Origin of the sequence: Rhizobium phaseoli (genome assembly GCF_010668805.1) — a bacterium.
In the GTDB taxonomy this organism is placed as follows: domain Bacteria; phylum Pseudomonadota; class Alphaproteobacteria; order Rhizobiales; family Rhizobiaceae; genus Rhizobium; species Rhizobium phaseoli_A.
Genome location: NZ_WUFT01000088.1, coordinates 1 through 427 on the forward strand (window position 1 = coordinate 1; position 427 = coordinate 427).

At 65.6% G+C, this 427-nt stretch carries 1 protein-coding gene; it reads right to left on the minus strand.

Annotated features, from left to right (window positions below):
- Positions 1 to 427 (minus strand): metallophosphoesterase (locus GR197_RS31500; RefSeq protein ID WP_348643318.1); only part of this gene is annotated, 427 nt, incomplete at both ends.

The window sequence follows — 427 nt, forward strand, 5'->3', positions numbered from 1 at the left end:
GTTGCAGCCGTACCGCAAAATTCCAAGGGAAGAACTGGCCGCCATGCGTATGGCCGGACAGTTGCAGCGTGAAGCCTGCATCGGCCGCCGCTTCCGCCGAGCGCGGCTGGTGGGCAAGCAGCACCTTGATCAGCACGTCGCCAGGCGCGCCTTCGAGTGCCGCAGCGGGATCGCTCTCGTGCGCGGGATCGAAGTGCCCCGCGGAAAAGTCGGTGACGCCCGCGATCACCGCTTGCGCGCCATCGTGCTCGACGACGACATGCTCGTTGAGCAGCACATGCAGGCCGAGCCGCTGAAACTCGGCGATCCACGCATGGGCGCCTGAATAATATTCGTGATTCCCCGTCACCAGATACGCGCCATGTCGCGCGCTCAGTCGCGACAGCGGACGCGTGTGGTCGGCGAGATGCTCGACGCTGCCGTCGAC